Genomic DNA, 26,140 nt, shown 5'->3' on the forward strand with positions numbered 1-26,140 from the left:
GCTACCTGAAGTCGAGTGCCTCGACCGTCGCGATGGGGCCCTCGTGGGTCGGCCGATTCGCCCCGCCAATGCAGTAGACGGTGTTGCCGACCGTCGCCACCACCTCGGCGTGACGCGCCGTCGGCATGGGGGCCAACGTGGTCCATTTGCCGTCGGCGATCTCGTACATCTCGACTACGTTCAGCACCATCGTCGGTTCCTCGCCACCGACCACCACGATGCGCCCGTCGATGTACGTCGCGCCATAGCTTCCGCGCGGCGTCGGCATGCCCACCAACCTCGTCCACGACCCGGATACCGGATCGAAGCGTTCCAGCGCCGCGGAGTTCTTGTCGGAGGAAAGGAACCTGCCCCCGATGGCGTACACGTAGGTGCCGTCCGACACCGCGGCCAGGTGTTCGCGCGCGGTGGGCATGTCGGGGGCATCGGTCCACGAACTTCCGTCGAAGACCTCGGTCTGCGGGACCAGCTGCTTGGCGTTCTGCCCGCCGACGACGACGAGCTTGTCGCCGGCCACCGCCGCCGCCGGCGCCGCCCGGGCGTGCCTGAGGCTGGGCAGCTCCACCCAGTTGCCGCCGCGCAGCGCGAAGACCCGGTTGGACCCGTCCGCGATGTTGTCGCTGGCGCCCCCGAGCACCACCACCTCGCCGCGGTAGGTCGCCGCGGCCGCGTGGTGCAGCGGGATGGGCAACGGGGGCCCGGTCTCCCAGGCGCCGGTGCGCGGCTCGTAGCTCTCGACCGTCGTGAGGGCGACACCTTCCCGCAGGCCGCCCATGATCCAGATCTTGTCGCCCAGCACGGTCCACGCCATCATCAGTCGCGGGGTCGGCGCGTCGGGCAGGGTACGCCATTGCGACGCGGGCTGGATCGCGCGGGGCGGCAGCTTCAGCGCTTCGGCCTCCGAAATCACCTGGCTGTCCCCGACGGCCGTCGACCCGCCGATCGCGTACACGGACTTCTCCACCGCGGCGACGGCCATGCCGTGTCGCGCCCTCGCCATGTCCGGCAGGGCGTCCCAGTGCCTCGTCATGAGGTCGAACACCGAGACGCTCTTAAGGACCTGTCCCCCCGACACGCCCCCGACGGCGACCAACCGCCCGTCGGCGATGGCCACGCCGAGGTCGCTGCGGGACTGCGGAAGCGCGGGCATCGTCGTCCAGGTTTTCGCGGCCGGGTCATACGCCTCGACCATCGTGAGGTCGGAGTCCCCGGCGGCTCCCCCCACCGCATACACCAGCTTTCCGTCCGACGCCGCGGCCAACATCTGGCGCGGGGTCGGTATGGGCGCGCCCAGGCTCCAGGAGTTGCCGTCGAATACCTCGGTGGTGTTCAGCAGGGCGCCGCCGGCGTCGACTCCGCCGGTGACGACGAGGCGGTCTCCGACCACCGCCGCGGCCGCCGCCGCCCTGGGCTGCAACAGGTGCGGCAGTTCGACCCACCGGCTGTTGACCACCCGCCAAACCTGGTCGCTGGCAACCTTTTTGCCGTTGACCGTCTTCCAGCCGCCGAGGACGACCGGGTTGCCCTGCCAGGTGACGGCCGTCGCGTGTTGCAACGCAACCGGCAGATCGTCGCCGCCCTTCCATTCGTCGATGGCGGGGTCATAGCCCTCGTGCTTGGTGGTGGCGCTGCCGTCGTTTCGGATGCCGCCGAAGATCCAGATCGTGCCGTCGGCCTGCGTGGTGGCGACCGCATCGCGCGCGAAGCGGGCGTTGGTGATCGGTTTCCAGGCGATCGGCGCCTGGGCCGGCGGGCCGGCGGTCTTGTGAGTTCCGTTGTCGGGCCGCATCCATAGGAACACGGCGCCCACGATCAACAGCACGACGACGACGACCGCGCCGGCGACCAGGGCGATGCGACTGCGCCCCTTGCCCGGTTGGGTGAACCACTCCCGGATCTGCAGCGCTAGGGGTTTGCGCCATGGGGGCGGGGGCGGAGCCTGTTCGGGACCGCTCGGCCGGCTCGGCGGGCCGTCGGAGGACACTTGCGGCTGCGTTTCCGCGGCGTGCCCGCTGCGCAGGACGTTGGCCCCCTGAGAAAACTCATCCCGACCGGAGGGTCCCGACGGGGTGGGGGACGTGGCCGCGACCGCGTCATCGTGGGCGGCCGGCGCGCCGATCGGCGAGGTCGGGCGCGTTTCCCCGCCGTTGGGGGAGGGGTCGACGGCCGCGCGACCCAGCCCGGCGATCGCCATCGCATCCGGTTTGAGGCCGTTGACGCGCTGCGCGGCCTGCAACTGGCGGCCGAATTCTTCGGCCGAGGCTGGCCGATCGGCCGGGTCGAGCGACATCGCCCTCTCGATCGCCGAGCACACCGCGTCCGGGATTCCCTCGGGGCGCAGGTCCGGGACCCCGGTGGTGCTGATCCGCAGGTACTGCGCGATCAGGTCCTCACCCTTCCTGCGCTCGTGGGGCGCGTTGCCGACGATGAGCGCATAGATGGTGGCGCCGAGCGAATACATGTCGGCCGCGACCGTCGCCGGGCTGCCGGTCATCACCTCCGGCGCCGTGTAGTCGATGGTGCCGGAGAAGAACCCGGTCGCCGTCTCGTAACCGCCTTCGATGTGCGCGATGCCGAAATCGCTCAACTGCGGTTCGCCGTAGTCGTTGATCAATATGTTCGCCGGCTTGATGTCGCGGTGCAGCGTTCCGGTCCGGTGCGCGGTTTCCAATGCGCCGCAAAGCTTTACGCCGATGCGCAGGGCGTCGGGCCACGACAGCGGTCCCTCGCGGCGCAACCGGACCGCCAGCGAATCCGCGGCGTGGTAGGGCATCACGATGTAGGGCCGGTTGCTGGTGGTCACCCCGACCCGCAGGATGTTGACGATGTTGGGGTGCCCGGACAGCCCGCCCATCGCGTAGCCCTCGCGCAGGAAACGTTCCCGGCTCTCTTCGTCCATGTGCGACGGCAGCAGCTTCACCGCGACGCTGCGGCCCAGCGCCGTCTCGTAACAGCGATAGATCACTCCGGCCCCACCCCGGGCCACCTGCTGCGCATCCTCGAATCCGGCGGCCGCCAGCTCCGCGGCGATCCCGCCGGATACCGACGCCACGCCGTCGGACCTGGGTTCTTCGGGCATTCCCGGCCGCTTAACCTCCCGTACATACAGCTCAGAGAGCTCAAGAGTATCGGCCAGTGACCTCGCGGGAGTATCTTTCGGCGACCATCGTTATCAAGCCAAGACGTCGCGGCCAACCGCACGAGAATGCAACGGGTTTGGCACGAGCCTTCGAGGGGATGCTCGGGCCAGAATGGCGATATGAGGTTGGATCTGAAGGGGTATTTCGAACGCATCGATTTTCGCGGCGTTGCCGAGCCGACGCTCGATGCGCTGCAAGCGTTGGTGAGCGCCCACACGCGCGCGGTCCCGTTCGAGAACCTCGATCCGCTGATGGGAACGCCAGTCTATGACCTCGGCCCAGATGCCCTGACGGACAAGCTGGTTCAGCGGCGCCGGGGCGGCTATTGCTACGAGCAGAACGGGCTGATGGGTTATGTCCTGTCGGAACTCGGCTTTCGGGTGCGGCGCTTGGCGGGCCGGGTGATCTGGATGCTTCCGCCCGATGCGCCGTTCCCGGCGCAGACCCACACCGTGCTCGCGGTGACCTTCCCAGGTTCCCAGGGGCCCTACCTTGTCGACGTCGGCTTCGGCGGGCAGACGCCGACCTCCCCGATCCGGATCGAGACCGGCAGCGTCCAACAGACCACGCTCGAGCCGTATCGACTCGAGGACCGCCGCGACGGGCTGGTGCTGCAGGCCCAGCTCCGCGGCGAGTGGGCGCCGCTGTATGAGTTCACGACGCGCACCGCACCGGCGATCGACCTCAAGGTCGGTAGCTGGTTCGTCTCAACCCACCCGTCGTCGCACTTCGTGACCGGACTTATGGCGGCCCGCGTCACCGACGACGGCCGATTGAACCTGGCCGGGCGCTACCTGACTGTCCACCGCGCCGACGGGAGCGAGAAAATCCGGCTGGACGACGCGGCCGCAGTCGTCGACGCCCTCGCCGAACGGTTCGGCATCAATGTCGCCGACCTGGGTGACCGCGACGCGCTCGAGGCCCGCCTCGACAAGGTCCTTGGGCCCTGACGTGGAATTCCGAGTGATCCGCAGCGCCCATTGTTCGACGTGACGACCGCCATACCCCCGCAAATGCGGCAAATAATAAGAGCGTCTATTAACCTGTCCCAACGTGAGTCGGGATCACGGGTCGGCCGGTGTTGTCGGGGCTGCCTCGGGCAGTGTCGGCGCTGACGCTGTCCCGGGCGGCGGGATTGTGGTGCCCGAGGGTGTCACCTTGACGTCGAATTTCGACCACAACCGAGCCTTGTTGGGTGACAGTCCGGCCTACCGCTTCATCGACTACTCGCAGGAACAAGACGGGCGAATCCTCGAGCTGAGCTGGAACGAGCTGTGGTCGCGCGTCTGCGCCATCGGCGCCCGGTTGCAGCAGGTCACCAAGCCCGGGGACCGGGTGGCGATCCTGGCGCCCCAGGGCCTGGATTACGTGGCGGGTTTCTTCGCCGCCATCCACGCGGGCAACGTCGCGATCCCGCTGTTCGCGCCGACGTTGGCGGGGCACGGCGAGCGATTGGCGGCCGTGCTGGCCGACGGCCGGCCCGCTGCTGTCCTGACCACCACCGCGGCGGCCGAATCGGTGCGGACCTTTATCCGGACTCTGCCCGCCAACGAGCGGCCGCGGATGATCGCGGTCGACGCGGTGCCCGCCAGCCTCGCCGAGACCTTCGCCGACCCCGTCCGGGACACCGACGACCTCGCCTACCTGCAGTACACGTCGGGCTCGACCCGCACGCCGGCCGGGGTCGAGATCACCCATCGCGCCGTCTACACCAACGCGATGCAGATGATCCTGCACGGCGGGCTGAACACCGACGTCCAATGCGTGAGCTGGCTGCCGCTGTATCACGACATGGGACTGATGATGATCGTGTTCACGGCGTATTTCGGAGCGCACGTCGCGCTGATGGATCCGATGGCGTTCCTTCGCCGGCCCTACCGCTGGATCAAGCAATTGGGCATCGCGGCGACCCGCGGCCGGACGATGGCGGCGGCACCGAACTTCGCCTTCGAGTTGACGGCCCAGCGAGGCCTGCCCCCGAAGGGCGAAGACCTCGACCTCAGCAACGTGGTGTGCCTGCTCAACGGGTCCGAGCCCGTGAGCATGTCGGCCATCGAGCAGTTCACCAACGCCTTCGCCCCGTACGGCCTGCCCGCGTCGGTGGTCAAGCCGTCCTACGGGATGGCGGAAGCGACCCTGTCGGTCGCCAGCATCGCCCCGGACGCCGCGGCCAGCGCGATCTTCCTCGACCGCGAGCAGCTCGGTGCCGGCCGCGCGGTGGTCGTCGACCCGACGGCACCGAATGCGCTCTCCCTTGTCTCCTGCGGCCAGCCGATCCTCGAGGAGTGGGCGGTGATCGCCGACCCGGACGGTGCGGAGGTACCCGACGGCACCGTCGGGGAAATCTGGCTGCACGGCAACAACGTCGGCCGCGGATACTTCGGCCGCGAGGAAGAAACCCGACGAGTGTTCGGCAACAAGCTGCAGTCCCGGCTCGAGGTGGGCAGCCACGCCGAGGGTGCTCCGGACAACGGGTCCTGGCTGGCGACCGGCGATCTCGGCGTCTACGTCGACGGCGAGCTGTACCTGACGGGCCGGATCAAGGACCTCATCATCATCGACGGCCGCAACCACTACCCGCACGACATCGAAACCACTGTGAGCGAAGCTTCGCCTGCCATCCGCACCGGCTACGTCGCCGCGTTTTCCGTTCCGGCCGAGGCGGTTTCAACTCTCACCGGGAGCGGCGGATCGGGCGAGCAGGTGGTCGTCGTCGCCGAGCGCGCCGCCGGAGCGGGCCGCGATTTGGGGCCCATCGCCGACACCGTGCGGGCGGCGATCTCGCGGCATCACCAGATTCGCGTCGCCGATGTGCGCCTGGTGGCCGCCGGGGGCATTCCCCGCACGACGAGCGGCAAGCTCGCCCGCAACGCCTGCCGGGCAGAATATCTCGCCGGGCGGTTCAACCGCTGACGGACAGCCAGGGGCCGATTCGTTTGAGGGCCTCTTCGATGTCGCTGGTGGGTCCGGCGAACGATAACCGGACGAACGAATTCCCGCGCGCGGTATCGAAGTCGATGCCCGGCGCGATCGCAACGCCGGTGTCGGCCAACAGCTTTGAGCAGAACCCGAGCGAGTCGTCGGTGAAGTCCGAGACGTCGGCGTACACGTAGAACGCGCCGTCGGTGGGCGCCAGCCGGTCGACGCCGATTCGGCGCAGGCCGTCGAGCAGCAGCGAGCGGTTGATCGCGTAGTGCGCCAGGTTGCCGTCGGCTTCGGCCGTCGCCTCCGGCGTGAACGCGGCCACCGCGGCGAGCTGCGACAGCACCGGCGGGCAGATGGTGAAGTTGCCGGTCAGGCAGTCCACAGCACGCCGCAGCTCCGTCGGCAGCAGCAGCCATCCCAGTCGCCAGCCCGTCATCGCGTAGTACTTGGAAAAGCTGTTGACCACCACCGCATCTCGTGAGGTCTGCCAGGCGCAGCTGGTCTGCGGCGCCCCCTCGTAGACCAGCCCGTGGTAGACCTCATCGCTGATCAGCCGCACCCCGGAGGCCTCGCACCACGACGCGATGGCGGCAAGCTCGGCCGGCGGGATGACCGTCCCGGTGGGATTGGCGGGGCTGGCGACGATCACGCCCTTGATCGGCGGGTCGAGTTCGGCGAGGATCTGCGCGGTCGGCTGAAACCGCGTCTCCGGCCCGCAGGCGATGTCCACGACCTCACATCCCAACGCGGACAGGATGTTTCGATAACAAGGATAGCCGGGGCTGGCCAGCGCCACCCGATCTCCCACGTCGAAGCACGCCAAGAATGCCAGCAGGAAGCCACCGGAGGAACCCGTGGTCACGACGACCGCGTCGGCCTCGACGTCGATCCCGTGTTTGCGTTGGTAGTCCGCCGCGATCGCGGCGCGCAGCTCCGGAATGCCCAGCGCGACGGTGTAACCCAGCTGGTTGAGGTGCAGCGCCGAGGCCGCGGCGGCGCGCACCGGCTCGGGAGCGCCGACGCTGGGCTGGCCCGCCGACAGGTTGACCAGGTCGCCGTGGCTGCGCTGGCGCTCGGCGGCGGCCAGCCAGACATCCATCACATAGAACGGCGGGATGCCGGCGCGCAACGCGACGTGGTCGATCACGTTGGCAGGACTTCAGATTCCAGCTTGCGCAGCAGCTCTCGCGGCGAGTCGAGCAGGTGCGCGCTGCCGTGGGCGCGTTTGAAGTACAGGTGCATGTCGTGTTCCCAGGTGATCGCGATGCCGCCGTGCAACTGAATCCCTTCGGCAGCTACGGCTTTCAGGGCTTCCGTGGCGGCGAGGCGCGCGGTGGCCGCGTTACTGGGATTGGGGTCGTCGCACGCGTCGGACACGACGGCCTTGGCCGCCGCGACGGTGACATACAGGTCGGCCATCCGATGCTTGAGCGCCTGGAAGCTGCCGATCGGGCGGCCGAATTGCACCCGGTTCTTGGTGTATTCGACGGTCAGTTCCAGGCAGCGTTCGGCGGCGCCGATCTGCTCGGCCGCCAGCAGGATGGCGGCGATGTCCGCGATGCCCGGGTCGTCGCCGATGGCTTCGGTCTCCTCCGGTTGCACTCGGGCCAGACGGCGGGTGGGGTCCATGGTGTCGACGGGCTGTGCGCTGAAGCGGGTCCACCGGCTCAGCCCGCCGTCGGTGGCCGCGACGACGACGTCGGCGACGTCCCCGTTGACCACGAAGTCGGGGTCGAGCACCAGCGCGCCGATCGAACTGCCCTCGGCGAGGCCTTCGAGTGTCTTCGCGTCCGGTTCGGCCGCCGCGAGCAACGCCAGCTCCGCCAGCGTCGTGCCCAGCAGGGGAGAGGGAACCAGGCCCCGGCCCAGCTCCTGCAGAACGACTGCGGCGTCGGCCAATTCGCCGCCCGCGCCGCCCAGCTCCTCTGGGATTACCAGCGCCGCGGCGCCGACCTGTTCACACAACAGTTGCCACAGCGCCTCGTCGTAGCCGCGGTCCGACTCCGTCGCGGCCCGCACCGCCGCCGGGTCCGCGTGCTTGGCGACCAGGGCGGCCACGGTCTCCCGCAGCAGCTGCCGTTCTTGGCTCATGCGCGCCGCTCCTCATCGCTTCGTCCCCCGCAAGCGGGAGGTGCCCCCACTGCATCGTCGCCGGCGCGACTCATAGCGCCTCCAGGACTCGCCGCCGATGCGCCTCGGGTGTGCCCCAGGCCGAGCGTAGTGCCTGCACCCGCAGCAGCCACAGTGACAGGTCGTGCTCCTGGGTGAACCCGATGGCGCCGTGGGTTTGCAACGACGCGCGCGCGGCGAGTAGGGCCGCGTCGGATGCCGCCGCCTTCGCCGCACTGACGTCGCGTGGTTCCACGGTGAGCGCCGCGCCGTACAGCAGGGGGCGGGCCAGTTCGATCGCGATGTGCACGTCGGCCAGCTTGTGCTTGATCGCCTGATATGAACCGATCACCCGCCCGAACTGGCTGCGTTGCTTGGCGTAGTCGACGGCGCCGTTCAGCAACGCTTCAGCGGCCCCGACCAGCTGCGCCGCGGTGGCCAGCGCCCCGAACTCGTAGGCGCGCTTGATATCCGCGTGCCAGGCGTCGCCGGTCGGCATGACGTCGTAAAGGCGGCGGCTGGGATCGACCGACTGATGCTCCTCTCCCGCTTGGGCTTCGGTGACGCCATCGTCGGTGGCCAGCAGCACCAGCCCGGCGGTGTCGGCGTCGACGGCGCGCGGCGTGTGGGGCGGCAGCGCGACGGTGGCGATGAGCTCACCGGAAGCCAGGCCCGCGCAGCGCTCGTCGTCCGAGAGCAGAATCGGTGCGACGGCGATGGATTCGGTCACCGGGCCGGGCACGCACCAACGCCCGAGGCGCTCGATCGCGACCACCAAGTCGACGGGATGGGCCTCGATGCCGTCGAATTTCTCCGGCACGGCCAGCGCGGTGACACCGAGGTTGGCCAGCTGCTCCCACACCTTGCGGCCCGGCGCGGTGTCGCCCGCCGACCACGCTCGGATGGCGCCCGGCAGGTCCGCGGCGCCCAGCGCCGCGTCGATGCTGGCCGCGAAGTCGCGCTGCTGTTCGTCTAGTGCGAAGTCCATTACCTTTTCTCCCGGGGTAGACCCAGCAGACGTTCCGAGATGATGTTGCGCTGAATCTCGTTGGTGCCGGCGTAGATCGGGCCGCCCAGCGCGAAGAGCAGCCCGTCGGTCCAGGGTCCGGCCAATTCGCCGTCGGCGCCGAGGATGTCGAGCGCGGTCTGATGTATCGCCACGTCGAGGTCCGACCAGAACACCTTGGTCACCGACGACTCGGCGCCGAGCTCGCCGCCGGCGGCCAGCCTGGTCACGGTGCCGAACGTCTGCAGCCGGTAGGCCTGGGCGTTGATCCACGCGTCGGCGACCCGGTCGGCGAATTCCGCGGGGCTGCCGCGGTCCTTCCACAGCTGGACCATTCGCTCCGCCGCGGCCAGGAAGCGGGCCGGGCTGCGCAGCGACATGCCGCGCTCGTTGCTCGACGTGCTCATGGCCGCGCGCCAGCCGTCGTTCGGGGTGCCGATCACGTCCTCGTCGGGAACGAAGACGTCGTCGAGGAAGATCTCGCCGAAGCCGGTGTCGCCGCCGAGCTGGACGATGGGTCGCACGGTGACGCCCTGGGCCTTCAGGTCGAACATGAGGTAGGTAAGGCCGTTGTGCCGCTCGGCCGCGGGGTCGGAGCGGAACAGGCCGAATCCCATCTCGGCGAACGGCGCCCGCGAGCTCCAGATCTTCTGGCCGTTGAGCAGCCAGCCGCCGTCGGTCTTGGTGGCGGTGGACCGCAACGACGCCAGGTCACTGCCGGACTCGGGCTCCGACCAGGCCTGCGCCCAAATCTGTTCGCCGCTGGCCATTTTCGGCAGGATGCGGTCGAGTTGCTCCTCGGTGCCATGCGCGAACAGCGTCGGGGCCAGCATCGAGGTCCCGTTGGCGCTGGCCCGGCCCGGCGCTCCGGCGCGAAAATACTCCTCCTCGAACACCACCCAATGCAGCAGCGGCGCGTCGCGGCCCCCATACTTCTCCGGCCAGGTGATCACCGACAGCCCGGCATCGAAGAGGACCCGATCCCAAAGCCGGTGCTGCGCGAAGCCTTCCGCGTTGTCGTAGGACTTCGTCGGGATCTTCTCGGCGTTGGCCCCCAGGAAGTCCCGCACCTCGGCCTGGAAGGCCAGCGTGTCGTCGTCTAATTGCAGATCCAATTCAGGCCAACTCTCGCAGTTGTGGTTTGACCACCTTGCCGCCCGCGTTGCGCGGCAACTCGTCGACGAACCGCACCGACCGCGGCGCCTTGAAGTTCGCCAAATGCTCACGGGTGTACGCGATCACCGATTGCTCGTCCAGGTCGGAACCCGGCCGGGTCACCACGAACGCGCGCCCCACCTCGCCCAGCCGCTCGTCGGGAACCCCGATCACCGCGGCGTCGGCCACCCCGTCCATCCGGGCCAAGACCTGCTCGACCTCGGCGGGGTAGACGTTGAACCCGCCGCAGATGTACATGTCCTTGAGCCGGTCGGTGATGCGCAGGTTGCCCGCCTCGTCGACCGCGCCGATGTCGCCGGTGTGCAGCCAACCGTCGGCGTCGATGGTGGCCGCGGTCGCGGCCGGGTCGTCGAGGTAGCCGAGCATCACGTTGGGCCCGCGCAGCAAGACTTCTCCTGTTTCGGAGCCCGCTTCCCCCGAAGCGCTTGAGTCGATGCGCAATTCGAAGTCGGCGAACGGGCGCCCGCAGGTGGTCGCAACGGTGACGGCGTCGTCGTCGGCGCGGCACATGGTTCCCATGCCGTTGGCCTCCGTCAGCCCGTAGGCGGTCAGCACGATGTCGATGTCGAGTTCGGACTGCATGCGCTCGACCAGTATGACCGGCACGGTGGCCGCCCCGGTCACCGCGAAGCGCAGCGAGCTCAGGTCGTAATCCTTGCGCGCCGGATGGTCCAGCAGGGTCTGGTAGATGGTGGGCGGACCCGGCAGCACGGTGATGCGGTGTCGCTCGATGGCTTGCAGCGCCCGCAGCGGGTCGAAGGTCAGGTGTGGGATCAGCGTCGCGCCGGTCTGCAGGCAGGCCAGGATGCCGGCCTTGTAGCCGAAGTTGTGGAAGAACGGGTTGATGCAGAGGTAGCGGTCGTCGGCGGTGATCTTCCCGTTGGCGGCCCATGACGCCGAGGCCGACAGCGACTGCCGGTGCGCGCACATCACGCCTTTGCTGCGGCCCGTGGTGCCGGACGTGAACAGGATGTCGCTGACGTCGTCGGGGACGACGGCCGCGGCGCGTTCGGCCACCGCCGCTATGTCGCTCCCGCGGGCCATGAAGTCGTCCCAGGTGCCGTCGTCTGCCTCGATCGGGATCCGCACGATGTGTCGCAGCGCCGGCAGGGCTTCAGAACCAAAGCGGTTCAGATCGGCGATGCGATCGTTGCCGAGGAACCGGCCCATGCCGAACAACACCGGCGCGTGTGTGCGCGAGAGAATGTCGGCGGCCTCCTCGGCCGTGTAGCGGGTGTTCAGCGGCACCATCGCGGCGCCGGCGTGGTGAATCGCGAGGCAAGCCACCACCCAATGCCAGGTGTTCGGCGACCAGATGGCCACCCGGTCGCCGGCTTCGACGCCCAGCGCGATGAGCGCCGCCGCAGCCCGGTGCACCTCGGTGCGCAGCTCGGCGGACGTGAAAGACCGCTCCTCGGTGATCAGCGCGTCGTGGTCGGGCAGTTGGTGTGCCAAGCGATCCAGCGCCGCGGGCACGGTGCGGGGATCGGTGGACACTGGAACTCCTTAACAAAGCAAGTGCTTGGTAGGTTAGCCTACAGGGCATGCAGGACGTCGAGGAGTTCCGGGCGGAGGTCCGCCAGTGGCTCGCCGACAATCTGGTCGGCGAATTCGCAGCTCTCAAGGGCCTCGGCGGCCCCGGGCGCGAGCACGAGGCGTTCGAGGAACGCCGGGCCTGGAACCAGCACCTGGCCAAGGCCGGCCTCACCTGCCTGGGCTGGCCGGTGGAGCACGGCGGGCGCGGGCTTTCGACCGCGCACCGGGTGGCGTTCTACGAGGAGTACGCGAAGGCGGACGCGCCGGACAAGGTCAACCACTTTGGCGAGGAGCTGCTCGGCCCGACGCTGATCGCGTTCGGCACCGCCGAGCAGCAGCAGCGCTTCCTGCCGCGCATCCTGGACGTCACCGAGCTGTGGTGCCAGGGCTACTCCGAACCCGGCGCCGGCAGCGACCTGGCCAACGTCTCGACGACCGCCGAACTCGACGGCGACCAGTGGGTGATCAACGGCCAGAAGGTGTGGACGTCGCTGGCGCACCTGTCGCAGTGGTGCTTCGTGGTGGCGCGCACCGAGAAAGGCTCCAAGCGGCACGCCGGGCTGTCCTATCTGCTGGTGCCGCTGGACCAGCCGGGCGTGCAGGTCCGCCCGATCGTGCAGATCACCGGCACCGCGGAATTCAACGAGGTGTTCTTCGACGACGCCCGCACCGACGCGTCGTTGGTGGTCGGTCAGCCCGGCGACGGGTGGCGGGTCGCGATGGGAACGCTGACCTTCGAGCGCGGCGTCTCCACACTTGGGCAGCAAATCCGCTACGCCCGTGAGCTTTCCAACCTGGCCGAGCTCGCGCAGCGCAACGGCGCCGCCGACGACCCGTTCATCCGCGAGCGGCTGACCCGGGCGTGGACGGGACTGCGGGCCATGCGGTCGTACGCCCTGGCCACCATGGACGTGGAGCAGCCCGGTCAGGACAACGTGTCGAAGTTGTTGTGGGCCAACTGGCATCGCGATCTGGGCGAGCTGGCGATGGACGTGATCGGCAAGCCCGCGATGACGCTGCCCGACGGGGAGATGGACGAATGGCAGCGGCTATTCCTGTTCACCCGCGCCGACACCATCTACGGCGGGTCCAACGAGATCCAGCGCAACATCATCGCCGAGCGGGTGCTCGGCCTACCCCGAGAGGTTAAGGGATGACGCTCTCCGAAGCTCCGAAAGAGATTGCCGGACACGGTCTTCTGGAGGGCAAGGTGGTTGTCGTCACCGCCGCGGCCGGAACCGGCATCGGTTCGGCGACCGCCCGTCGCGCCCTGGCGGAGGGAGCCGACGTGGTGGTGTCCGACCACCACGAGCGACGGCTGGGGGAGACCGCCGACGAGCTGGCGGCGCTGGGCCTCGGCCGGGTCGAGAAGGTGGTGTGCGACGTGACGTCCACCGCGCAGGTCGACGCCCTGATCGACTCCACCACCGCGCGCATGGGCCGCCTCGACGTGCTGGTCAACAATGCCGGGTTGGGCGGGCACACGCCGGTGGTGGACATGACCGACGACGAATGGGACCGCGTCCTGGACGTGACGCTGACGTCCGTGTTCAGGGCCACCCGCGCGGCGCTGCGGTATTTCCGCGAGGCGTCCCACGGCGGCGTAATCGTCAACAACGCCAGCGTGCTCGGCTGGCGCGCCCAGCACTCGCAGTCGCACTACGCCGCGGCCAAGGCCGGGGTGATGGCCCTAACGCGTTGCAGCGCAATCGAAGCCGTCGAGTACGGTGTCCGGATCAACGCCGTCTCGCCCAGCATCGCGCGGCACAAGTTCCTGGACAAGACGACCTCGGCCGACCTGCTCGACCGGCTCTCGGCTCAGGAGGCATTCGGGCGGGCCGCCGAGCCGTGGGAAATCGCTTCCACCATTGCGTTTCTCGCCAGCGACTACTCCAGTTACCTGACCGGAGAGGTGATTTCGGTATCCAACCAGCACGCGTGAGCCGGCCGGCTACGGCAACAGCCGACCGAGGCTCAAGAGGCCCGACAAGAAGCTGCCCATGTTCAGCAGCCCCGATTCGGCACCTATTTGTCCCCCAACCGCTGTGAATGCGCCCGGCAGGCCGATGTTGAAAAAGCCTGCCATACCAGAATTGACACCGCCGGCGTTGGCGATGTTGATTGTGTTTCCGATGCCCGACTCGAAGCCATTCAGGCCGGTGCTCCCGACCGCCGTGTTGAAGAAGCCTGAGATCAAGTGCTGTCCGTTGCCGCCGCCCGTGTTGAAAAAGCCCGAGATTCCGGCGCCCGTGTTGCCGAAGCCGGAGTTGGCGAGCCCCGAGTCGGTGGCGAACCCGACACCGTTGTTTGTGTTGCCGGCGTTCCAGAAGCCCGTGTTGAAGTTGCCCGCGTTCCCGTTGCCCGTGTTCGCGTTGCCCGAGTTCCCATTGCCCGTGTTCGCCACGCCCGAGTTCCCCATGCCGGTGTCTGAGCCGCCCGAGTTCCCGAAGCCTGCGGTTACGCTGCCCGCGTTCCCGATGCCGGTGTTCAGTGCATTCGCGTTCCCGATGCCGAAGTTCGCTTCACCGGAGTTCCCGATACCAATGTTGTTGGGGAGGGCCGTGCCATTGGCAAACACATTGGTGCCTGAATTGAACATGCCGATATTACCGTTGCCGGAGTTGAAGAAGCCGATGTTGTTGTTGCCCGAGTTCCCGAAGCCGATGTTGCCGGTGCCGGAGTTCAGCCCGTTGAAAGTGAACTGATTGGTCGCGGTGTTGAAGAAGGCATTGCCGATGCCGATCTCATTATTGCCGGTGAGCCCGAAGCCAATATTGTTGTTGCCGGTGTTTCCAGCACCCATGTTTCCAATGCCATTGTTTCCGAGGCCGACGTTGTTAGTGCCGGTGTTACCCATGCCCATGTTGTGGCCGGTGGTCAGGGTGCTGCCGAAGTTTCCGAACCCGACGTTGCCGGCACCGAAGTTTCCGGCACCGGAGTTCCCGCTGCCGAAGTTTCCGCTGCCCATGTTGTTGTTGCCGGTGTTTCCGTTGCCGATGTTTCCGGAGCCAGTGTTGCCGCTACCGACGTTGGCGTTGCCGTTGTTGCCATTGCCGATGTTCCCGGTCGTACCGATCTTGTTGCCGATGCCCAAGTTGGGCAGACCCGCCAGCACGTCTTGCAAGGTCTGCGCGGGTGTTAACTGCGCGGCCGCCGCCGCGGCCCCGGAGTAGTAGCCCGACATGGCCGACACATCCCGGGCCCACATCTCCTCGTACTCGCCCTCCAACTCGGCGATCGCCGGCGCGTTGAGGCCGAACCAGTTCGACATCACCATCTGCACGAACGAGTTCCGGTTCAGGTCCACCAGGAGCGGGTGCACGGTGGCCGCCTGGGCGGCCTCGAAGGCACTCACCACCGCGCGGGCCTGCCCGGCCGCGCCCGCCGCCTGGGCTGCCGCCGAATTCAGCCACCCGGTGTACGGGGTAGCCGCCTCCGCCATCGCCTGAGACGCCGGCCCCTGCCAGGCTTGACCGACCAACCCGGACGTGACTGCGGAAAACGACGACGCCGCGCTTCCCAGCTCCGAGGCCAGCCCGTCCCAGGCCGCTGCCGCCTCGAGCATCGGTGCCGAGCCGGCACCGGAAAACATCAGCAAAGAGTTAATCTCCGGGGGCAACACCATAAAGCTCATTACCGTGACCTCCTAGCCCTTCAGCAATCGCGACGGCAAAGCAGTAATTCACGCGGGGGGTGTCACAAACGACGTGGACCTTTCACTGCGATCGCTTTAGTCGCTCGTAACAAGCGCATCTCCACGTGTGATGAGATTACAACGACGCGGGCAGAACCGCCTTCGTTTTCATAGGACGCCTGCGTATATGACCGGTGACAAGCGGGTTGAAACCGCCGCGACCAACTTCGTCGAACCACGGGAGGTCGCGGAGTTACCGGAGAAGTGATTTGGGCGCAAGCCAGCGCCCGTGAACTTACGGCAACCGACTGAGGTCGAATAAGCCCGATACCGCCGTGCCGACGTTGAAGAAGCCCGAGTCGTAGCCGCTGACGGCGGACAAGAAGATGTTTTGGTTGTCCGGGATGGCGTGGTTTCCAATGCCGGAGACGTGCCAGTTGGCGAATGAGCCGCCGAGGGCCGTGTTGAAGAAGCCCGATATAGAGCCGTTGAAGCCTGTGCCGCCGGCGGCAGTGTTGAAGAAGCCCGAGATGTCTTCACCGCTGTTGCCGAAGCCTGAGTTGAGCATGCCGGAGCCGGTGGTGAAGCCGACGCCCGTATTCACATCGCCCGAGTTCCAAAATCCCGTGTTGACGGAACCCGAATTACCATCACCCGTGTTTATGCTGCCCGAGTTCCAGTTGCCGGTGTTATCGACGCCGTCATTGCCGAAGCCGGTGTTCTGGGCTCCGGAGTTCCCGAAGCCGGTGTTCGACTCCCACGAGTTTCCGAAGCCAGTGTTTCCGATGCCCGAGTTGCCGAAGCCGACGTTGTTACTGCCCGAGTTCCCGAAGCCGAAGCTGTTGAAGTGGTTTAGCGGCGATAGGGTATTTTCGCCAGAATTGAATATCCCGATGTTGCCGTCGCCGGAGTTGAAGAAGCCGATGTTGTTGGTGCCGGAATTCCCAAAGCCGATGTCGCCGGTGCCCGAGTTCAAGCCGCCCAAGTTGAATTGGTTAGTTGCGGTGTTGAAATAGGTGTTCCCGAAGCCGATCTCATTGTTGCCGGTAAGACCGAGGCCGATATTGTTGTTGCCGGTGTTCCCGCCGCCGATGTTCCCGTTGCCGAAGTTCCCGCCACCGAAGTTCCGGTTACCCGAGTTCCCGAAGCCGAAGTTGTTGTTGCCGTTATTTCCCATACCGACGTTTTGGCCCGGGTTTGAGCTGGTGACCCCGTCACCCCAGTTGCCGAAGCCGATGTTGCCGGTGCCGATGTTTCCGGCGCCGAAGTTGTTTTTGCCGCTGTTTCCGGCGCCGATGTTGTGGTCTCCGCTGTTCCCGCCGCCCGAGTTTGAATTCCCGGTGTTGCCGGTGCCGACGTTGCCGGTGCCCTCATTGCCAGTGCCGAGGTTAGCGCTGCCGATGTTGCCGATGCCGAGGTTGGGCAGGGTAGCCAGTATGTCCTGCAGGGTCTGCGCAGGCACCAATTGCGCGGCCGCCGCCGACGCCCCGCCGTGGTAGCCCACCATCGCGGACACGTCCTGGGCCCACATCTCCTCGTACTCGCCCTCAAGCTGGGCGATCGCCGGCGCGTTGAGGCCTAGCCAGTTCGACATCACCAGCTGCACAAGCGAATTGCGATTGAGCTCGACCATCAGCGGGTGCACCGTCGCCGCCCGCGCCGCCTCGAACACGCCGGCCACCGCGCGGGCCTGCGCGGCCGCGCCGGAAGCCTGGGCCGCCGCCTGACCGAGCCACCCCGCGTACGGTGTTGCCGCGGCCGCCATCGCCTGAGCCGCCGCACCTTGCCACGCCTGGTCGGTCAACCCCGAAGTGACCGCCGAGAACGACGACGCCGCCGACCCCAACTCCGAAGCCAAGCCGTCCCAAGCCGCCGCCGCGTCCAGCATCGGCGCTGACCCGGCGCCACTGAACATCAGCAGAGAGTTGATTTCCGGCGGCAACACCGCAAAGTTCGCCATTGACGACCTACCTCCCACACATTGCTCTCGCTCGTTACCGGACGCTGTGGCCGCCTGAATGCCGCCATCCGCGCGGAAATTACAGTCGGTCCGGTGCGCTACCGATCCCAACAAATACACCGAAGGCCTTGTGGGACAGCCTGCGTCGGTGGCGGGCTCACGACATCGGCAATTTTCCCTATTTTTGCTGGAAGCCGCTGTCCAGAATCGCGATGGTCAACTCGAGTTAGGGCACCAGCCGATTGAGGCTGAAGATGCCCGAGAGCAGGGCGCCCACATTGAAGAAGCCCGAGCCGTCGCCGGCCGTGCTGGCGCCGAGGAAGGAGTTCGGGATGCCGACATTCCCGATTCCCGAGAGCGCACCGGACACAGTGGTTCCGCCGCTTGCGCTGTTGAAGAAGCCCGACATGAATCCCGCCGTAATGGGTCCGGTGGCGGTATTGAAAAAGCCCGACTCGTTGATGCCGACGTTGCCGAAGCCCGAGTTGGTCAGGCCGGTGTCCGTGGTGGACCCGACCGCAGTATTCGTGTTGCCAGAATTCCAGAAACCCGTGTTGGTGGAGCCCGAATTCCCGTTGCCGGTGTTGATGTTGCCCGAGTTGTCGAAGCCGGTGTTGACGATGCCGGAGTTGCCGAAGCCCGTGTTGTTGGTGCCCGCGTTCCCCAAGCCGGTGTTCAAATCGAACCCGTTCCCAATGCCGGTGTTGAGCACGCCGGCGTTCCCAATCCCGACATTGCCGATGCCCGAATTCCCCAGGCCCACGTTGTTGAAGTGGGTCCCAGTAAGGTTGTTGGTGCCCGAGTCGAAGATGCCGATGTTGCCGCTTCCGGAGTTGAAGAAGCCGATGTTGTTGCTGCCCGAGTTTCCCAAGCCGATATTGCCGGCGCCGGAGTTAAGCCCGCCGAAGTGGAACTGGTTGGTGGTCCTGTCGAAGTAGGTGTTCCCGACTCCGATCTGGTTATTGCCGGTAAGCCCGAAGCCGATATCGTTGCTGCCGTTGTTGCCGCCGCCGACGTTGCCGCTGCCGGTGTTGCCCCCGCCCATGTTTCCGTTGCCGATGTTCCCGAAGCCGAAATTGTTGTTGCCGTTGTTACCCATGCCGACGTTGTTACCGGCGGTGATGGAACCGCCCACGTTTCCGAAGCCGATGTTTCCGGCGCCGCCGTTTCCGGCGCCGAAGTTGTTGTTGCCGATGTTTCCGCTGCCAACGTTGGCGTTGCCGGTGTTTCCGCCGCCGAAGTTCTGGTTACCGGTGTTTCCCTCGCCGAGGTTTTGGTTCCCGGTGTTGCCGGTGCCGAGGTTTGCGTTGCCGATGTTGCCGACGCCCAGGTTGGGCAGGGTGGCGAGGATGTCCTGGAGTGTCTGTGCGGGCGTGAGCCCGGCGGCCGCGGCCGACGCGCCGCCGTGGTAGCCCACCATCGCCGCCACGTCCTGGGCCCACATGGCCTCGTAGTCGCTCTCGAGTTGGGCGATCGCTGGGGCGTTGAGGCCGAACCAGTTCGACATCACCATCTGCACCAACGAGTTTCGGTTGAGGTCCACCAGGAGCGGGTGCACGGTCGCCGCCTGCGCGGCCTCGAAGGCGCTCACCACCGCTCGGGCCTGCCCAGCCGCCCCAGCCGCCTGCGCCGCCGCCTGGCTGAGCCACCCCGAGTAGGGGGCGGCCGCAGCCGTCATCGCCTGCGCCGACGCACCCTGCCAGGCTTGGCCCGCCAGGCCCGAGGTCACCGCGGAAAACGACGCCGCCGCCGATCCCAGCTCCGAAGCCAGGCCCTCCCAGGCGGCCGCCGCGTCCAGCAATGGCGCAGAACCCGCGCCACTGAACATCAGCAGAGAATTGATTTCCGGCGGCAACACCAAAAAACTCGCCATTGTGGCCTCCTACCCGTTTCCCCCAGTCGCCACGAAGCGACCGGTGCCCGAAGGGAAATCGAGAATTCGACGGAAATGCTACGGCGACACCGACCAGTATTTCCGGTTTTTGCGAGAACCCGTCGCGATATCTGCGCGACGCGCAGGCCGGCGACCACTCGGATTACCTGACCAGAGAGGTCATTTCGGCACCCGCGGTCAGTTAGGGCAACAGACTACGGAGATTCAGGAAGCCCGATAGTTCGGTACCCACGTTTAACACGCCGGAGTCGAGACCGCTGGTGAGGGTGCCGAAGATACTTGGTACGCCAGTGTTTCCGATCCCCGATATTGCGAAGTTGAGCGCGGTGCCGCCACTGGCCTTGTTGAAGAACCCGGACATCGTGCCGGCACCGGGGCCGCTTGGCGTGTTGAAGAAGCCCGACACATCGGTGCCGGTGTTGCCAAACCCTGAGCCGGTGAGGCCGGTGTTGATGGTAGATCCGACGGCCGTGTTCGCCTGTCCCGAATTCCAGAAGCCCGTGTTGATGTCGCCCGAGTTACCCTCGCCGGTATTGGTGCTGCCGGCGTTGTCGAAGCCGGTGTTGACATTGCCCGCGTTCCAAAAACCGGTGTTGTTTTCGCCAGAATTTCCGAAGCCGGTGTTGACCGTGTTGCAGTTTCCGATGCCGGTGTTACCGAGCCCCGAGTTACCCAAGCCGATGTTGCCGACGCTGGAGTTTCCGATGCCGATGTTGTTGAGGTGACCTGGCATAAGGAGATTGGCGCCGCTGTTGGAGATGCCGATGTTGCCGCTACCGGAGTTGAACAAGCCGATGTTGCCACTGCCGGAGTTTCCGAAGCCGATGTTCCCTGCACCCGAGTTGAGCGCGCCGACGTGGAACTGGTTGGTGGCTCTGTCGAAGTAGCTGTTCCCGATCCCGATCTGATTGCTGCCGGTAAGCCCGAAGCCGATGTCGTTGTTGCCGTTGTTGCCGCCGCCGATGTTGCCGCTGCCGGTGTTCCCGCCGCCGTAATTCCCGGCGCCGGTGTTTCCGAAGCCGACATTGTTATCGCCGGTGTTGCCCATGCCGACGTTGCTGCCGGTGGTCAGGGATGCACCGACGTTTCCGAAGCCGATGTTCCCGACGCCGGAGTTTCCGGCCCCCATGTTGCCGTTACCGAAGTTCCCCCCGCCCACGTTCCCGTTGCCGAAGTTCCCGCCGCCCGCGTTGTTACTACCCTTGTTTCCGTTCCCGATATTTTCACTGCCCCTGTTGCCGTTGCCCAGGTTGGCGTTGCCGATGTTGCCGATGCCCAGGTTGGGCAGGCTGGCCAGCAGGTCCTGCAGCGTTTGCGCGGGAGCCAATGCGGCAGCAGCGGCGGACGCGCCCGAGTAGTAGCCCGACATGGCCGCCACGTCTTGGGCCCACATGACCTCATAGTCGCCCTCGAGTTCGGCGATGGCCGGTGCGTTGAGGCCGAACCAATTCGACATCACCATCCGCACAAGCGAATTGCGGTTGAGATCCACCAGGAGCGGGTGCACGGTGGCCGCCCGCGCGGCCTCGAAGGCGCTGACCACCGCTCGGGCCTGCCCGGCCGCCGCAGACGCCTGCTCCGCCGCCGCGCCGAGCCATCCGCTATACGGCGCGGCCGCGGCCGCCATCGCCTGAGCTGCCGCTCCTTGCCACGCCTGGCCGGTCAATCTTGAGGTGACCGCCGAGAATGACGACGCCGCCGATCCCAACTCCGAAGCCAAGCCGTCCCAAGCCGCCGCCGCGTCCAGCATCGGCGCCGACCCGGCGCCACTGAACATCAGCAGAGAGTTGATTTCTGGCGGCAACGCCGCAAAGTTCACCATTGACGACCTACCTCCCACGCGCTTCACTCGTTGGTGGCTGGACGCTGCAGTACAGCCGGTCCGGTGCGCTACCGATCCCAACAAAGAGCCCGGCGCACGACGTGGGGACAGCGTGCGCCCGCTGCGATGCTCACAGCATCGGGAAATTTCCCTATTTTTGGGGCGGTGGACGCTGGTGTGGGTCAGCGATGTCGGGTCGCGTCACGATCCTCGAGCCGGGACGGCTGACAACGTCACCGCGTGGCCGGCGACGTCGCTAATGCGGGCCGCCCTAACCTGCTAACACTCGAGCGAGGCTGAAGAGACCCCCAAATTGGGTGCCCGTATTGAAGAATCCGGATAGCGAGCCGCTGAAGGTCGGGCTGAATGTGGGAACCCCGGTGTTGCCGATACCCGACATCGCGCCCCCGTTGATGACGGTGTTGAAGAAGCCCGACGCGAACCCGTCGGTGGCCGTGTTGTCGAAGCCCGAGACATTTGTGCCGGAGTTGTTGAACCCCGAGTGGCTGGCTCCGGTGTCCGTGGTGAAACCGAAGCCCGTGTTGACCAGGCCGGAATTCCACGCGCCGGTGTTGACGCCGCCCGAATTCCCCCAGCCGGTGTTCGTGGCACCCGAATTCCACCACCCGGTGTCGAAACCGCCGCCGTTCCCGAAGCCGGTGTCGAGCCCGCCCGAGTTCCCGAAGCCCGTGTTGACGTTGCTCGAATTCCCGAAGCCGAAGTTCCAGTCGCCCGCGTTTCCGAACCCGATGTTGCCGGCGCCCGCGTTCCCGAAGCCAAAGCTGTTGAGGTGGCCGGGCAAATGGGTGTTGCTGCCTGTGGAGAAGAAGCCGACGTTGCCGTTGCCGGAGTTGAAGAAGCCGATGTTGCCGGATCCGGAGTTCCCGATGCCGATGTTTCCAGCACCCGAGTTCAGCCCGCCGAAGCTGAACTGGTTGGTTGCGGTGTTGAAATAGGTGTTCCCGATGCCGATTTCGTTGCTGCCGGTGAGCCCGAAGCCGATGTTGTTGTTGCCGGTGTTCCCGCCGCCGATGTTGTTGTTCCCGGCGTTGCCGCCCCCGATATTGTTGTTGCCGGCGTTTCCAAGGCCCCGGTTCCCGTCCCCGGCGTTGCCCAAGCCCCAGTTGTTGCTGCCGGCGTTGCCGAAGCCCATATTGTGGCCGAGATCGGTGCTCGATCCGGGGTTAGAGCCGTTGCCGGAACCGATGTTTCCGTCGCCGTGGTTTCCGAAGCCGATATTCCCATTGGCCGGGACACCGGCAAAGCCGTTGCCGCCGCCGATGTTGTTGTTGCCGGTGTTTCCGCTGCCGAGGTTGCCAATGCCGGTGTTGCCGGGGCCGACGTTGGCGTTGCCCTTGTTGCCGATGCCGAGGTTCGGCAGCGTGGCGAGGATGTCCTGGAGGGTCTGGGCGGGGCTTAATCCGGCGGCCGCCGCCGACGCCCCGGAGTAATACCCGGACATGGCCGACACATCCTGAGCCCACATCGCCTCGTAGTCGCCTTCCAGTTCGGCGATCGCCGGCGCGTTGAGCCCAAACCAATTCGACATCACTGCCTGCACAAAGGAATTCCGGTTCGCCGCCACCGCCAGCGGATGGATCGTTGCCGCCTGCGCCGCCTCGAACGCACTGGCTACCGCCTGCGCCTGTGCCGCTGCGCCCGCGGCCTGGGCGGAGGCCGAGCTGAGCCAGCTCGCGTACGGACCCGCCGCGGCCGTCATTGCCTGTGCTGCCGGCCCCTGCCATGCCTGACCCGCCAGCCCCGAGATCACCGACGAAAACGAATCCGCGGCCGCCCCCAGCTCATCGGCCAGACCGTTCCATGCCGCAGCGGCCTGCAGCATTGGCGAACATCCGGCGCCGCTAAAGATCCGCACGGAATTGATTTCCGGGGGTAACACCAAGAAACTCATGACGGTTGACCTCCACGCTTCGACCCATTTATCGGCATCGGGGCCCCAACGTCGGAGAGATTACGACGCTGCCGAGGGCTTTCTCGCGGTTTTGGCTGATTTCCCCTCAGTTCGAAACCCGCGAATTTTCCGTCACCGTGGCGCGGAAACGCGAGCTACCGAGGCCGCGTCGGTGATGGGGCCAAGCGGCTCGCTGGCCGAGCAAGCGCTTGGTTGATACGCTGATCCGGTGGACCGAGTGACCGGTCAGGCTAACAGCCGGCGAGACGAGTTGCTTGCGCTCGCCGCGACCATGTTCGCCGAGCGCGGTCTGCGCGCCACCACGGTGCGCGACATCGCCGACGGCGCAGGCATCCTGTCCGGCAGCTTGTACCACCATTTCTCCTCCAAGGAGGAGATGGTCGACGAGCTGCTCCGCGAATTCCTGGAGTGGTTGTTCACCCGCTATCGCGAAATCATCGACAGCGAGCCCAATCCGCTGGAGCGGCTCAAGGGGCTGTTCATGGCGTCGTTCGAGGCGATCGAGGATCGCCACGCGCAGGTCGTCATCTACCAGGATGAGGCCAAACGGCTGCTGTCGCAGGCGCGGTTCTCCTACATCGAGGACATGAACCGCCAACAACGCAAGATGTGGGTCGAGGTGCTCAATCAGGGCATCGACGAGGGCTGCTTTCGGCCCGACCTCAATGTCGACCTTGTCTACCGTTTCATCCGTGACACCACCTGGGTGTCGGTGCGCTGGTATCAACCGGGCGGACCGCTCACCGCGCAGCAGGTGGGTCAGCAATATCTCGCCATTGTCCTTGGCGGCATTACCAAAGAAGGAGTCTGAAATATGGCTGAGGCGTACGTCATCGACGCTGTGCGTACCGCGGTCGGCAAGCGCAACGGCGCATTGGCCGGGATACATCCCGTCGACCTGGGCGCCCTGGGGTGGCGCGGACTGCTCGACCGGGTCGACGTCGACCCGGCCGCCGTTGAGGACGTGATCGCCGGTTGCGTCGACGCGATCGGCGGGCAGGCGGGCAACATCGCCCGGCTCTCATGGCTGGCCGCCGGCTATCCCGAAGAGGTGCCCGGCGTCACGGTGGACCGGCAGTGCGGTTCCAGCCAGCAGGCGATTTCCTTTGGCGCCCAAGCGATCATGTCGGGAACGGCCGACCTCATCGTGGCCGGTGGCGTGCAGAACATGAGCCAGATCCCGATCTCGTCGGCGATGACCGTTGGCGAGCAGTTCGGGTTCACCTCGCCCACAAGCGAATCCAAGCAGTGGCTGCACCGCTACGGCGACCAGGAGATCTCCCAGTTCCGCGGTTCGGAGATGATCGCCGAGAAGTGGAACCTGTCCCGCGAAGAGATGGAGCGATACTCGCTCACCAGCCACGAGCGCGCGTTCGCGGCGATCCGCGGCGGACATTTCGACAACGAAATCATCACTGTCGAAACGGAATCCGGACCCTTCCGGGTCGACGAAGGCCCGCGTGAGTCGTCGCTGGAGAAGATGGCCGGCCTGAAGACGCTCGTCGAGGGCGGTCGGCTGACGGCGGCGATGGCCAGCCAGATCTCCGACGGCGCCAGCGCGGTGCTGCTCGCCTCCGAGCAGGCCGTCAAAGACCACGGGTTGAAGCCCCGAGCCCGCATCCACCACATCAGTGCCCGCGCCGCCGACCCGGTGTTCATGCTGACCGGGCCCATCCCGGCCACCCGCTACGCACTGGAAAAGACAGGGCTGTCAATCGAAGACATCGACACCGTCGAGATCAACGAGGCGTTCGCGCCGGTGGTCCTGGCGTGGCTGAAGGAGATCAAGGCCGACCCCGAGAAGGTCAACCCCAACGGCGGCGCCATCGCCCTGGGTCACCCGCTCGGCGCGACCGGGGCCAAGCTGTTCACGACCATGCTCAACGAGCTCGAGCGCATCGGCGGCCGCTACGGTCTGCAGACGATGTGCGAGGGCGGCGGCACGGCCAACGTCACGATCATCGAGCGGCTCTAGTCCGTCCCCTTCCGCCGAGTGTGAAACTCACGACGCCCTAACGGCGTGTCGCGTCGTGGATTTCACACTCGCGGGGCTGTCGGTGTGGTTTGGCAGCATCGCGGCATGACGGAGCTGTTTCTGGGCAGTGAGGCCCTCGCGGCCAAGGCCATGCCGGAGCGGGCGATGCGCTCGCTCTACGAGCGTGTCTACCCAGGCGTCTACGGCTCCGGCGACATCGAATTGATGGCCCGTGACCGAGCGCAGGCTGCATGGCTTTGGTCGCGACGCAAGGCAGTCGTCGCGGGAAACTCGGCGGCGGCGCTCCTGGGGGCCAAGTGGGTGGACCCGGCATTGGATGCCGAGCTGATTCATGACAACCGCCACCCGCCGGCCGGCATCGTGGTGCACTCCGAGAGCTTGCTCCGGGGCGAGGTCGTCGACGTCAATGGCATGCCCGTAACCAGTCCGGCCCGAACGGCTTTTGACATTGGGCGGTGGACGTCCTCGCGGCTGCGGGCGGTGCAGCGGCTCGACGCGTTGGTGAACGCCACCGACGTCAAGGTGACCGACGTCGACGCAGTGATGGCCGCACATCGCGGCATGCGCGGACTGGCACGGCTGCGGGGCGTACTCCCGCTAGTCGACGGGGGTGCCGAGTCGCCCCAGGAGACGCGTACTCGGCTGATATTGATCGACGCCGGGCTTCCTACGCCGCAGACTCAGATCAGGGTGTGCGACGAATACGGCGACTTCGTTGCGCGCATCGACATGGGGTATCGCGAATTGCTTGTCGGCATCGAGTACGACGGACCCCAACACTGGACGGACCCGGCGCAGCGTCAACGTGACATCGACCGGCAAGTGGCATTGGCCGACCTGGGCTGGACCATCGTCAAGGTGAGCAACGACCTGCTCCGCTATCGGCAAGGCACCTTCACTGCCCGGGTCGTCGCCGCGATGCGTGCGGCGGGCTGGCGGCCGTAGCGCCCGAGCGTGCAACTCACGACGCTTCAACGGCGTGTCGCGTCGTAAATTGCACACTCGCGCA

18 protein-coding genes are annotated in these 26,140 nt (G+C 66.5%); 7 read left to right on the top strand and 11 right to left on the bottom strand.

Translation table 11 applies throughout. From position 1 onward, the window contains the following. Position 1: 1 nt before the first annotated feature. The gene (locus AC5Y4S_RS22455) at positions 2-3,079 is read right to left on the bottom strand and encodes a Kelch repeat-containing protein (protein WP_500034816.1); all 3,078 of its coding nucleotides are present in this window, start codon (positions 3,077-3,079) and stop codon (positions 2-4) included. Between the two features lie 180 nt (positions 3,080-3,259). Here AC5Y4S_RS22455 and AC5Y4S_RS22460 point away from each other — a divergent pair, with 180 nt between their 5' ends. Then, on the top strand, positions 3,260-4,090 hold the full coding sequence (locus AC5Y4S_RS22460) for an arylamine N-acetyltransferase family protein (RefSeq protein WP_500034817.1): 831 nt from the start codon (positions 3,260-3,262) through the stop codon (positions 4,088-4,090). Between the two features lie 187 nt (positions 4,091-4,277). Then, a complete protein-coding gene (locus AC5Y4S_RS22465; protein WP_500035005.1) occupies positions 4,278-6,053 on the top strand; it encodes a fatty acyl-AMP ligase in 1,776 nt (591 codons plus the stop codon). On the opposite strand, the gene AC5Y4S_RS22470 is transcribed toward AC5Y4S_RS22465, so the two are convergent. The 5 genes from AC5Y4S_RS22470 to fadD3 all read right to left on the bottom strand — a co-directional run bounded on the left by AC5Y4S_RS22470 (position 6,043) and on the right by fadD3 (position 11,853). Next, complete coding sequence (locus AC5Y4S_RS22470) at positions 6,043-7,212, bottom strand: pyridoxal phosphate-dependent aminotransferase (protein ID WP_500034818.1); 1,170 nt, start codon at positions 7,210-7,212, stop codon at positions 6,043-6,045. The two genes, AC5Y4S_RS22465 and AC5Y4S_RS22470, sit on opposite strands and share 11 nt — an antisense overlap. Further along, positions 7,209-8,156 carry an acyl-CoA dehydrogenase IpdE2 gene (gene ipdE2, locus AC5Y4S_RS22475; RefSeq protein WP_500034819.1) on the bottom strand — a complete coding sequence of 316 codons (948 nt, stop codon included), beginning with the start codon at positions 8,154-8,156 and terminating at the stop codon, positions 7,209-7,211. Before ipdE2 ends, AC5Y4S_RS22470 begins: the two co-directional genes overlap by 4 nt. 70 nt (positions 8,157-8,226) lie before the next feature. Continuing rightward, complete coding sequence (locus tag AC5Y4S_RS22480) at positions 8,227-9,162, bottom strand: acyl-CoA dehydrogenase family protein (protein ID WP_500034820.1); 936 nt, start codon at positions 9,160-9,162, stop codon at positions 8,227-8,229. After that, positions 9,162-10,295, bottom strand: a complete 1,134-nt coding sequence (locus tag AC5Y4S_RS22485; RefSeq protein WP_500034821.1) for an acyl-CoA dehydrogenase family protein — start codon at positions 10,293-10,295, stop codon at positions 9,162-9,164. Before AC5Y4S_RS22485 ends, AC5Y4S_RS22480 begins: the two co-directional genes overlap by 1 nt. A gap of 1 nt (position 10,296) precedes the next feature. Continuing rightward, complete coding sequence (fadD3, locus tag AC5Y4S_RS22490) at positions 10,297-11,853, bottom strand: 3-((3aS,4S,7aS)-7a-methyl-1,5-dioxo-octahydro-1H-inden-4-yl)propanoate--CoA ligase FadD3 (protein WP_500034822.1); 1,557 nt, start codon at positions 11,851-11,853, stop codon at positions 10,297-10,299. Positions 11,854-11,900: 47 nt separating this feature from the next. Here fadD3 and ipdE1 point away from each other — a divergent pair, with 47 nt between their 5' ends. Beyond that, a complete protein-coding gene (ipdE1, locus tag AC5Y4S_RS22495) occupies positions 11,901-13,049 on the top strand; it encodes an acyl-CoA dehydrogenase IpdE1 (RefSeq protein WP_500034823.1) in 1,149 nt (382 codons plus the stop codon). Further along, positions 13,046-13,834 (top strand): (5R,7aS)-5-hydroxy-7a-methyl-1-oxo-2,3,5,6,7,7a-hexahydro-1H-indene-carboxyl-CoA reductase, encoded by a 789-nt coding sequence (gene ipdF / locus AC5Y4S_RS22500; RefSeq protein ID WP_500034824.1) that lies wholly within the window; start codon positions 13,046-13,048, stop codon positions 13,832-13,834. The genes ipdE1 and ipdF overlap by 4 nt, the downstream gene beginning before the upstream one ends. A 9-nt stretch (positions 13,835-13,843) precedes the next feature. Here ipdF and AC5Y4S_RS22505 read toward each other — a convergent pair whose 3' ends face one another. From AC5Y4S_RS22505 to AC5Y4S_RS22525, 5 genes are all read right to left on the bottom strand, one after another. Continuing rightward, positions 13,844-15,526 carry a PPE family protein gene (locus AC5Y4S_RS22505; protein WP_500034825.1) on the bottom strand — a complete coding sequence of 561 codons (1,683 nt, stop codon included), beginning with the start codon at positions 15,524-15,526 and terminating at the stop codon, positions 13,844-13,846. 295 nt (positions 15,527-15,821) lie between these two features. Beyond that, entirely contained in the window at positions 15,822-17,486 is a 1,665-nt protein-coding gene (locus tag AC5Y4S_RS22510) for a PPE family protein (protein ID WP_500034826.1), read from the bottom strand. Between the two features lie 226 nt (positions 17,487-17,712). Beyond that, complete coding sequence (locus AC5Y4S_RS22515) at positions 17,713-19,359, bottom strand: PPE family protein (RefSeq protein WP_500034827.1); 1,647 nt, start codon at positions 19,357-19,359, stop codon at positions 17,713-17,715. A 202-nt stretch (positions 19,360-19,561) separates the two neighbouring features. Next, positions 19,562-21,202 carry a PPE family protein gene (locus AC5Y4S_RS22520; RefSeq protein ID WP_500034828.1) on the bottom strand — a complete coding sequence of 547 codons (1,641 nt, stop codon included), beginning with the start codon at positions 21,200-21,202 and terminating at the stop codon, positions 19,562-19,564. Positions 21,203-21,473: 271 nt separating this feature from the next. Then, a complete protein-coding gene (locus AC5Y4S_RS22525; protein WP_500034829.1) occupies positions 21,474-23,114 on the bottom strand; it encodes a PPE family protein in 1,641 nt (546 codons plus the stop codon). Positions 23,115-23,343: 229 nt separating this feature from the next. Here AC5Y4S_RS22525 and kstR2 point away from each other — a divergent pair, with 229 nt between their 5' ends. The 3 genes from kstR2 (at position 23,344) to AC5Y4S_RS22540 (ending at position 26,076) form a co-directional block, all read left to right on the top strand. Then, entirely contained in the window at positions 23,344-23,946 is a 603-nt protein-coding gene (kstR2, locus tag AC5Y4S_RS22530; RefSeq protein ID WP_152531473.1) for a TetR family transcriptional regulator KstR2, read from the top strand. A gap of 3 nt (positions 23,947-23,949) precedes the next feature. Next, positions 23,950-25,110: a steroid 3-ketoacyl-CoA thiolase FadA6 gene (gene fadA6 / locus AC5Y4S_RS22535; protein ID WP_068185371.1), complete on the top strand. Its 1,161-nt coding sequence runs from the start codon at positions 23,950-23,952 to the stop codon at positions 25,108-25,110. A gap of 105 nt (positions 25,111-25,215) precedes the next feature. Then, the gene (locus AC5Y4S_RS22540; protein WP_500034830.1) at positions 25,216-26,076 is read left to right on the top strand and encodes an endonuclease domain-containing protein; all 861 of its coding nucleotides are present in this window, start codon (positions 25,216-25,218) and stop codon (positions 26,074-26,076) included. Positions 26,077-26,140: the final 64 nt, after the last annotated feature.

This window comes from Mycobacterium sp. NGS64, assembly GCF_059812245.1.